The 9,661-nt window shown below is 44.5% G+C and carries 6 protein-coding genes, 3 rRNA genes and 1 pseudogene (1 of these 10 only partly in view); 3 read left to right on the forward strand and 7 right to left on the reverse strand.

Annotated elements, in window-relative coordinates:
* From EAG18_RS21810 to rrf (EAG18_RS21820), 3 genes are all read left to right on the forward strand, one after another.
* Positions 1-2,549, forward strand: a 23S ribosomal RNA gene (locus EAG18_RS21810) (it extends 335 nt beyond the left edge of the window).
* A gap of 94 nt (positions 2,550-2,643) precedes the next feature.
* Positions 2,644-2,757 (forward strand): 5S ribosomal RNA (gene rrf, locus EAG18_RS21815).
* Positions 2,758-2,797: 40 nt separating this feature from the next.
* Positions 2,798-2,911, forward strand: a 5S ribosomal RNA gene (rrf, locus tag EAG18_RS21820).
* Between the two features lie 554 nt (positions 2,912-3,465).
* Here rrf (EAG18_RS21820) and EAG18_RS21825 read toward each other — a convergent pair.
* The 7 genes and pseudogenes from EAG18_RS21825 to EAG18_RS21855 form a co-directional block, all read right to left on the reverse strand.
* Positions 3,466-4,377 carry a hypothetical protein gene (locus EAG18_RS21825; protein WP_125254450.1) on the reverse strand — a complete coding sequence of 304 codons (912 nt, stop codon included), beginning with the start codon at positions 4,375-4,377 and terminating at the stop codon, positions 3,466-3,468.
* 166 nt (positions 4,378-4,543) lie between these two features.
* Entirely contained in the window at positions 4,544-6,007 is a 1,464-nt protein-coding gene (locus EAG18_RS21830; RefSeq protein WP_125254451.1) for a HAMP domain-containing sensor histidine kinase, read from the reverse strand.
* Positions 6,004-6,729, reverse strand: a complete 726-nt coding sequence (locus tag EAG18_RS21835; protein WP_125254452.1) for a response regulator transcription factor — start codon at positions 6,727-6,729, stop codon at positions 6,004-6,006. The genes EAG18_RS21830 and EAG18_RS21835 overlap by 4 nt, the downstream gene beginning before the upstream one ends.
* Positions 6,730-6,781: 52 nt before the next feature.
* On the reverse strand, positions 6,782-7,489 hold the full coding sequence (locus EAG18_RS21840) for a spondin domain-containing protein (RefSeq protein ID WP_125254453.1): 708 nt from the start codon (positions 7,487-7,489) through the stop codon (positions 6,782-6,784).
* Between the two features lie 12 nt (positions 7,490-7,501).
* Positions 7,502-8,200, reverse strand: a complete 699-nt coding sequence (locus EAG18_RS21845; protein ID WP_125254454.1) for a spondin domain-containing protein — start codon at positions 8,198-8,200, stop codon at positions 7,502-7,504.
* Between the two features lie 463 nt (positions 8,201-8,663).
* Entirely contained in the window at positions 8,664-9,029 is a 366-nt protein-coding gene (locus EAG18_RS21850; RefSeq protein WP_125254455.1) for a PilZ domain-containing protein, read from the reverse strand.
* Positions 9,030-9,321: 292 nt separating this feature from the next.
* Positions 9,322-9,661 (reverse strand): annotated as a pseudogene (locus tag EAG18_RS21855) (ATP-binding cassette domain-containing protein); the annotation flags it as partial.

Raw genomic sequence — 9,661 nt, forward strand, 5'->3', positions numbered from 1 at the left:
CAACTTATCTAAAGTGAAATCGAGTAGGTCGGAGCACGTGAAACTTTGACTGAATATGGGGGGACCATCCTCCAAGGCTAAATACTCCCAACTGACCGATAGTGAACCAGTACCGTGAGGGAAAGGCGAAAAGAACCCCTGTGAGGGGAGTGAAATAGAACCTGAAACCGTGTACGTACAAGCAGTAGGAGCCTACTTGTTGGGTGACTGCGTACCTTTTGTATAATGGGTCAGCGACTTATATTCTGTAGCGAGGTTAACCATTTAGGGGAGCCGTAGCGAAAGCGAGTCTTAACTGGGCGCTTAAGTTGCAGGGTATAGACCCGAAACCCGGTGATCTAGCCATGGGCAGGTTGAAGGTCAGGTAACACTGACTGGAGGACCGAACCCACTAACGTTGAAAAGTTAGGGGATGACCTGTGGCTAGGAGTGAAAGGCTAATCAAACCGGGAGATAGCTGGTTCTCCCCGAAATCTATTTAGGTAGAGCCTCGGACGAATACTTACGGGGGTAGAGCACTGTTAAGGCTAGGGGGTCATCCCGACTTACCAACCCTTTGCAAACTCCGAATACCGTAAAGTACTATCCGGGAGACACACGGCGGGTGCTAACGTCCGTCGTGGAGAGGGAAACAACCCAGACCGTCAGCTAAGGTCCCAAAGTGTATGTTAAGTGGGAAACGATGTGGGAAGGCTAAAACAGCTAGGAGGTTGGCTTAGAAGCAGCCACCCTTTAAAGAAAGCGTAATAGCTCACTAGTCGAGTCGGCCTGCGCGGAAGATGTAACGGGGCTAAACATACCACCGAAGCTACGGCTGCGWACTWAGTWYGCGGGGTAGGGGAGCGTTCTGTAAGTGGCTGAAGGTGTGCCGGGAGGCATGCTGGACATATCAGAAGTGCGAATGCTGACATGAGTAACGATAATGCGGGTGAAAAACCCGCACGCCGGAAGACCAAGGGTTCCTATCCCATGTTAATCAGGGTAGGGTGAGTCGACCCCTAAGGCGAGGCTGAAGAGCGTAGTCGATGGGAAACGGGTTAATATTCCCGTACTTGGTATGAATGCGATGGGGGGACGGAGCAGGCTAGGCAAGCATGGCGTTGGTTGTCCATGTGAAAGGCTGTAGGCTGGYGACTTAGGAAAATCCGGGTTGCTAAGGCTGAGAGTCGAGACGAGCCACTAAGGTGGTGAAGTTGTTGATGCCCTACTTCCAGGAAAAGCCTCTAAGCTTCAGTTCATACTGAATCGTACCCTAAACCGACACAGGTGGTCAGGTAGAGAATACTAAGGCGCTTGAGAGAACTCGGGTGAAGGAACTAGGCAAAATTGTACCGTAACTTCGGGAGAAGGTACGCTCTTACTTGTGAAGACTTCGCGTCGTAAGCAGGCGAGAGCCGCAGTGACCAGGTGGCTGGGACTGTTTATTAAAAACACAGCACTGTGCAAAATCGTAAGATGACGTATACGGTGTGACACCTGCCCGGTGCCGGAAGGTTAATTGATGGGGTTAGCTTAGGCGAAGCTCTTGATCGAAGCCCCGGTAAACGGCGGCCGTAACTATAACGGTCCTAAGGTAGCGAAATTCCTTGTCGGGTAAGTTCCGACCTGCACGAATGGTGTAACCATGGCCACGCTGTCTCCACCCGAGACTCAGTGAAATTGAAATCGCAGTGAAGATGCTGTGTACCCGCGGCTAGACGGAAAGACCCCGTGAACCTTTACTACAGCTTGGCACTGAACATTGACCCTACATGTGTAGGATAGGTGGGAGGCTTTGAAGCGCAGACGCTAGTTTGTGTGGAGCCGACCTTGAAATACCACCCTTGTAGTGTTGATGTTCTAACTTAGGCCCCTGAAYCGGGGTTGAGGACAGTGCCTGGTGGGTAGTTTGACTGGGGCGGTCTCCTCCCAAAGAGTAACGGAGGAGCACGAAGGTTTGCTAAGTACGGTCGGACATCGTACGGTTAGTGTAATGGTAGAAGCAAGCTTAACTGCGAGACAGACACGTCGAGCAGGTACGAAAGTAGGTCATAGTGATCCGGTGGTTCTGAATGGAAGGGCCATCGCTCAACGGATAAAAGGTACTCCGGGGATAACAGGCTGATACCGCCCAAGAGTTCATATCGACGGCGGTGTTTGGCACCTCGATGTCGGCTCATCACATCCTGGGGCTGAAGTCGGTCCCAAGGGTATGGCTGTTCGCCATTTAAAGTGGTACGCGAGCTGGGTTTAGAACGTCGTGAGACAGTTCGGTCCCTATCTGCCGTGGGCGTTTGAGAATTGAGAGGGGCTGCTCCTAGTACGAGAGGACCGGAGTGGACGAACCGCTGGTGTTCGGGTTGTGATGCCAATTGCATTGCCCGGTAGCTACGTTCGGAATCGATAACCGCTGAAAGCATCTAAGCGGGAAGCGAGCCTCGAGATGAGTTCTCACTTTGACTTAGAGTCAACTRAAGGGCCGTTGAAGACTACAACGTTGATAGGCGAGATGTGGAAGTGCTGTGAGGCATTAAGCTAACTCGTACTAATTACCCGTGAGGCTTAACCATACAACGCCAAAGTGGTTTAGCGAMAGAAGTTAATAGACTGAAGTAGACRAAGAATTTAATAGCTTTTTGTCATTAGACATTTGCACCCAGATTTCCTGRTGACYATAGCGTTTTGGAACCACCTGACCCCATGCCGAACTCAGAAGTGAAACAAAACAGCGTCGATGATAGTGTGGGCTTCCCATGTGAAAGTAGAACATCGCCAGGGCCAAATTTTATATAAAAACAAAAACTAAAAAAAGAATTTTCCTGATGACCATAGCGTTTTGGAACCACCTGACCCCATGCCGAACTCAGAAGTGAAACAAAACAGCGTCGATGATAGTGTGGGCTTCCCATGTGAAAGTAGAACATCGTCAGGGCCTTATTAGAGAAACCCGTTRCAGCARTGCGACGGGTTTTTTGCTGTGTGTGATTTGAAAATAAATCAACACCTCGCGAGGTAAACTCGCTCCCACCACAATATCGACAAAGTGCAGCACTGGTAGGAGGCGGTTTACCCGCCGAAAAGAAACCCGTTGCAGCAATACAGCGGGTTTTTTGCTATATGGGATTTGGAAAGAAAACCTCACAAGATAATAAACACCTCGTGAGGTAAACTCGCTCCCACCACAATATCAACAGAGTGCTGCATTGGTAGGAGGCGGTTTACCCGCCGAGCTGTCGGGCTTCAAACAAAAAGAATAAAACAGTCTACTCTGTAACATCGCGAGGTAAACTCGCTCCCACCACGACATCAACAAAGTGCAGCACTGGTAGGAGGCGGTTTACCCGCCGATGGTTTCTGGGGGGATTATTGCTCGAGAGCCCTCACAGCTTATGACTCTCGATAGAATTGATCCGTTTGTGATAAGTGTTTTTCATTGCAAAATAGATCATTTATTTAATGCAATAGGCATGAGTAATGTAACGATAGCTATGATCCGTCAGCTATCACCCTTATCTCCCGTTGCCTGTTCATAGAATTATGGGATGTAGCTCCTCGTGATGGGAGTCTATTAAAAGTAGCCAGTGGTGCATTCCCTAGTGCGATTTCTACCTCAAAGTGAAATGCCTTGGGGTTTTCTGGAGCATAGTTTTCTTTAGAGAAGAAAAAGCACGGATCACCACCAACACCCCAGCGGACACCCTTTTTCAAAATATATGAAGCACCTGGAATATTCTGCCACTGTCGTCCTGGTTGCTTGTATTGATAGCGCTGACGGATATCAATGGTTCTTCCCATAGTAAGGGGGCGCCTGACAATATAATCAGGGTTAAATGTTGAGTGGTCGTCAGTGACCGAGGCGCTTTGAGAGCCATTTGGTGGCATAAAAAAGCTTTGAGGTACTCTACTTAATAATTGGTTAAAAGGAGGGTCATAGGCCCTAGCGGTTGGATACCATACATGCTCCCTTGTTAGGCAGTGTGTAAAGGTGTTCACATCACCATTGGTACTATCAAATGTGAATTGATGTTTAAAAATATACCGTGCGTTATCAATTCTTATCATACCATGAGTGGGATCTCGAAATTGATACCATTGTAATTCAAAATCATGAAAAGCCATATTGTAATTCGTTGGGCGGGCAAAGCTGTCGATATTTAATGCGTTGCCTAAGTAAACTAATGCTGTTTGGTATTTTAGAAGTTTATCTACTGGCAGGCTGTGTATCTCACCCTCTATATTTTCGGCCGTTCGATTATTGATATTTCGATTATTTGGGCTGTTCTGCGCATTACCACCTAGCAGGAGAATGATATTGTTTAGAGAAGAGGCACTCTGGCGAAAACCATCATTGGCGGTTCCAACGTGGTTCATAAAGTTACGCATTGAGACTATTGGCATAGTAAACTTTCCGTATTGTATTACAAATCAATGAAGTATCATTTTTACTTTTAGTTAAAATATAGTTTACTTAAGTAGAAAGCCAGAAATATTTATATCGAAGGTATACTGAGAGGTTATCTTAAGTAGAAAGTACCAAACCATAAAGGTTGATCACAAACTTAATTCACTTATTTAAAGGCAAAATGATTTTGAATTGGGTACCTTCATTGATTATGCTTGCTACACTGATCCGACCTTTCAATATTCTGATTAGCTCACTGGTTATCGCAAGACCGAGACCTGCATTGTGTTTGCGGTTGCTATTGCTGTTTTTACCTTGAAAACTGGCATCAAAAATATGTTGTAGATCCAACTCACTGATCCCTATGCCCGTATCATTAACTTTGACATGTGCATAACCTTCATGCTCTTCTAGTATCAAGCTAATTTTCCCCCCCGCTTTTGTGTGCCTTATTGCATTATCAATTAAGTTTGACAGAACACGGTCCAATTTACCTATATCACTGGTAATAGCCATAGTACTTTGAGTAGGGGATATGACTATCTGTAATTGGTTAGCCTCAGCTTTTAATTTGAATTTTGCAGCAACATCATAAATAACCTCCAGTAAATTAAAAGTTTCTATATTCATTTTTGCATGCCCAGCTTCTAGATGAGCAAGCTCAAAGATTTGGTCAATGAGGTGATTTAGTTGATTGATATTTTTACTGGCAACTTTAAGGTTTTCCATAATGGTTTTATCTGTGGTTTGCTTTTCGGTGAGCTCTATATAGCCTTTTAGCGATGCTAAAGGAGTGCGTAGATCATGACTAAGCTGAGATAGAAATTTCTTACGTTGTTCATTTTTATCGTTCAATGTGGTTAGTTGATATTGGATTTTATCCAGCATCGCATTCACACTTCGCCCTAGGCGGTGTATCTCGTCATTTTTTGCAGGCCAATTGATTTGCGCATCGGGGCTGATGTCAAATTGGTTTTGACTCACTCTGTCAATATACCTAGTAAGACGAGCAATCGGATTGGTAATCTTGTTGAGTAAAAATAAGGCTATTGCAAGGAGGAGCAATAAGGTGCCAAGTAACCATAATGTGCCAAGCATGACCTTTTCGGAGCTTTTCAGTTGCTCAATGATGTTGTTGTATTTTGAAGATCCAATAATGATGTATAAATAGCCTTGAAGTATATCTTTGTTAGTAACAGGTGCTACAGAGAAAATTTTACTGCCATGTGTACTTCTTGGGTCGTCACCTAAAATTGGTAGCGTATTGTTTGTGTTAAGTAACTGCTGTAGTGGGGTGATATCAATCTTCTCTCGTTTGATTTCTCCTGGCTCTGCACTGTATGTGAGCAAGTTTCCCTCTGGAGATACAAAGTAGAATTCAAAGGCAGGCCCTAAGATCATCAGCGTATGGAACAAGTTGCTTAGCCCTTCATAGTCATAAACCCTCTCCCTGATAAGTGGGTTATCCGCAACTAAATGTTGAGCTAAAGATAAGTGAAGCTGTTGCTCGGCCTGCGATTTTGACACTTGTGATAATGCTTGAGTCCACCATATAAAAAGCATACAAATCAGTAAAAATGTGACAAATAGCATGGCTGCTAGCTTTTTATATAATGTGAGTCTCATGCGTTCACTCCTTGAAGGGAGCTTGCGTTCAGCTTATATCCGACGCCCCATACGGTCTCTATGACAATATGATTGGAAATGGGATCTAGCTTTGCGCGTAGGCGATTAATGTGTGAATTAACAGTATGCTCATACCCTGAGTGTTGATAGCCCCAAACGGACTCAAGTAATTGAGATCGTGAAAACACATGATTAGGATGTTTAGCAAAAAACTGTAATAGCTCAAACTCAGTCGCTGTGAGCTCTAGCTTTATGTCACCAAGTAAGATTTCATGACAATCGGTATCGATAGTTAGCGCGCCGACTTGAATTTTATCATCTGAAGAGGTGGGAATAGAGCTTTTATCATTTAATTGACGTACATGTCTCAATTGGGCTTTTACTCTAGCTTGAAGTTCTCGGCTGTTGAATGGTTTACAAATGTAGTCATCGGCTCCGACTTCTAACCCAATGATTTTGTCTATTTCACTGCTTTTCGAGGTAACAATAATAACGCTACTCATTGGGTACAAAGATTTAAGTTCTCTACACAAGCTGAGTCCATCCATATTTGGTAACATTAAATCGAGCATAAATATTGCGTGTTGCTTCTTTTTTGCCATATTCAAAGCGTCTAAACCATCCGCGATATGGTTGACGGTTAATGACAGCTCTTCTAAATGAACTTGAAGCAATCTAGCTATATCTTCATCATCTTCAACTAACAACACACTGTCTAACATATGCAGCCCTTAGTGGAGCGAAAGCGCCTATGGGCAGGCGCTTGCTCATGGGCTACTTGATTCGCTCAATTGTTATTGCCAACAGCGGATTATCAAACTTATGTTTACTGGTTAACGTAGAGCTTGTTAAGCCATCATCGTTGCCAACGACTCCGCTATGCATGGTTACCATATTCTGGTTATCGTTACGTTCCACATTAAATCCTTCTCCACCATCAGCAGGCCCGGGGATACTCCCCTGGGCTTCAGTATTTAGCTCTGTACCAGCATCATACGCTGAAGTGCGATACATTTTTTTTTCACCGATGGGCATAGTGGACACATCTATGGCATTAAGACCGGAAAATCCATCATTTGTATTCACCATCATGGTCAATAAAGATAATTTTAAATTGGCGAGAGTCTCAGACTTAATCGAAATAGTTGACGTAGAGCCTGGCCCGACTGGAGTCTCGGTTGTGCTTGACGACATCGTTATACTTTGTGCTAAAAGTGCACTGTTATCGCCACCTTCTGCGAGCTTTTCAAGTTCGTTAGAGGCGGCGGTACCAACTTCGAAGTAGTGACCTGATTGATGTAGCATAACAGCAATGGGTGACATCGGCTGTGCTTGAGTGAGGTTGGTGATACTTACGGAAAACTCATAGTCTACCACCGGTGGTGTTGGTGTGTCTGGTACCACTGTGCTGTTATTGTCATTGTCTCCACAAGCACTCAGTAAGAGCGCTGATATGGCAACGAGTGTTAATTTGGTTTTCATCTCAGGCTCCTGTTACTTTACGGTGATTGTGAGTTTAGCAACTGGATTTAACCAGCGATGTACAGTGTTATGTAGGTCACTTGCCCCGCCAATTTGTTCATCATCTCCAACATTGCCTCTGTGAATATGGATCGCGTTGTTTTCTTCGCTGGTGGTAACGCCTAGCCCTTGGCTACCCGGAGTCACGCCCGGAGAAGCGGGAATGCCAGCCATACCCGGCGCACCAGAACCATCGACAACCAACTCATTGTTGGCTTCTGTACCTGCATCATATGCGTTAAGATATACTTCATATGTACCTGCTTCAGTAGGTATGGGCCAACTATTTAAGCCGACAAAGCCATCATTCGTTGGTAGCATCATGGCAACCAACGATAGATATGTGTTTCCATTACTCGTTGAGAGCATCGCCATTGTTGAGCTTGCCGGGGCGAGTAACCCACCAGCAGGGTTCATTACCATATCGGCGTTGATACTTTCTAACACATTACTCAGTCCAGAAATATCACCTCCTTCGGCCATCGCTTGAAGTGGTTCTGACGCAGTTTCACCCAATGAAAATAATGCTGTGCCAGGGGCGTGTGCAGTCACAAGCAAGGGCGTATAGTAAATACCATGAGTCAGGTTGGTTATTTTCACTTCGAGCTCTTGAGCAAGGGCACTACTGGCAAAACAAGTGGCTACTAGGGTGGTAAGGATCTTGGCTTTCATGATGTGGTCTTCTCATTTTGTATTGTTAGTAAACTTATCATGGCAAGGAGTTATTGAGAGGGGCTCACGGAATTATCACATTTTCATCACAAAATACCATCATGTTTATCACGGTACACCCAGCTTGGTGCTCGAGCGAAGTTTGTAAAGTTAAGCGAATAAGTATTGCGCTAGTTAATTTGTAAGTAGGTTTGTTTTTACAAGAAGGGGTGTACTAATTAGCTCCGATAATTGCTCAATTTGGAGGAGTAAACCTGACGCTAAGTACGTTAACAATTTCTTATTTAGAACCAGTAAAAAGCAAAATCTTTACCTTGCCTACACGGATGTTGATACTTTGGCGATAGAGGACGCGTAGGCGGTGTTATCGACAAGATTTTCTCGCCTCAAAATAGACCACTTAATTAAGATAATTGGTATTACTGATACGGACGGTTTCTTTTAGCTTAAACGCTTCGGTGGGTTAGTCTTCGTCGTAAGTCAACTGCTCTAGCTCGCGATAAAGTATATCCTCATCGGCTAGATTAAGTTCTATAAGGCGCTTAAGATGGGTAACACTGTCTAAATCTATTTGGCGGCAGTGGACGCCGAGATGTCCCTCTTCAACATGGCGAACTTCTACTTCCATGGTAATTTTAATGTCACTGCCGGGTAGGTAGAAGTTTAAGCTAGCAGGATCATTTTTAAGTGGAACGTAACCGTCAGGTAAGGTGAGCAGTGCTCCATTCAAGGAGAGATCCAAGATCTCACAGCTAAAATCGCCGCTAGAAGCCATAAACTGCGCTTCATTTGAAAAAATCACTCTAGAAAACCGTCTACGCTCTTTCATTACTTAACCCAATAATCCATATAGTTAAAATAATAGCGTATATCACGTTACTCGCTACTAAAAAGTGATAATTAGTAGCTGTATTTTATTGCTCTTAAGTGTAACACCAATTTGACTTAATACTTGCTCAATTTGAAGGAGTAAATCTGACGCTAACAGCGTTAAAAATTTCTCACTTAGAACAACTAAATAGCAAAATTTTTGCCTTGCCTACACGGATGTAGGTACCTTGGCGATAGCAGGACGCGTTAGCGGGGTTATCGACAAGATTTTCTCGCCTCAAAATAGACCTGCGGTCTAAGAACCAACGATCGTGCGAGATACACATAACACAGCCTGGGAATTCCAAAATCGCATTCTCCAGCGCTCGCAACGTTTCTACGTCTAGGTCGTTGGTTGGCTCATCCAGCAGCAGTACGTTGCCACCAGCTTTTAGTAGTTTTGCTAGATGAAGACGATTGCGCTCACCACCAGAAAGTTCTTTTACAAATTTCTGCTGGTCATTACCTTTAAAGTTAAAGCGGCCAACATAAGCGCGGCTTGGTACTTCAAAGTTGCCAATTTTTAAAATGTCTTGGCCGTTTGAGATCTCTTGGAAAACTGTATTGTTGCCATCCATATCATCACGGAAC

This window comes from Pseudoalteromonas sp. J010, from assembly GCF_003934235.1.
Lineage (GTDB): Bacteria > Pseudomonadota > Gammaproteobacteria > Enterobacterales > Alteromonadaceae > Pseudoalteromonas > Pseudoalteromonas peptidolytica.

Coding starts and splice junctions, on each gene's coding strand:
- EAG18_RS21825 (WP_125254450.1), bottom strand. CDS start 4,377: ATGCCAATAGTCTCAATGCGTAACTTTATGAACCACGTTGGAACCGCC.
- EAG18_RS21830 (WP_125254451.1), bottom strand. CDS start 6,007: ATGAGACTCACATTATATAAAAAGCTAGCAGCCATGCTATTTGTCACA.
- EAG18_RS21835 (WP_125254452.1), bottom strand. CDS start 6,729: ATGTTAGACAGTGTGTTGTTAGTTGAAGATGATGAAGATATAGCTAGA.
- EAG18_RS21840 (WP_125254453.1), bottom strand. CDS start 7,489: ATGAAAACCAAATTAACACTCGTTGCCATATCAGCGCTCTTACTGAGT.
- EAG18_RS21845 (WP_125254454.1), bottom strand. CDS start 8,200: ATGAAAGCCAAGATCCTTACCACCCTAGTAGCCACTTGTTTTGCCAGT.
- EAG18_RS21850 (WP_125254455.1), bottom strand. CDS start 9,029: ATGAAAGAGCGTAGACGGTTTTCTAGAGTGATTTTTTCAAATGAAGCG.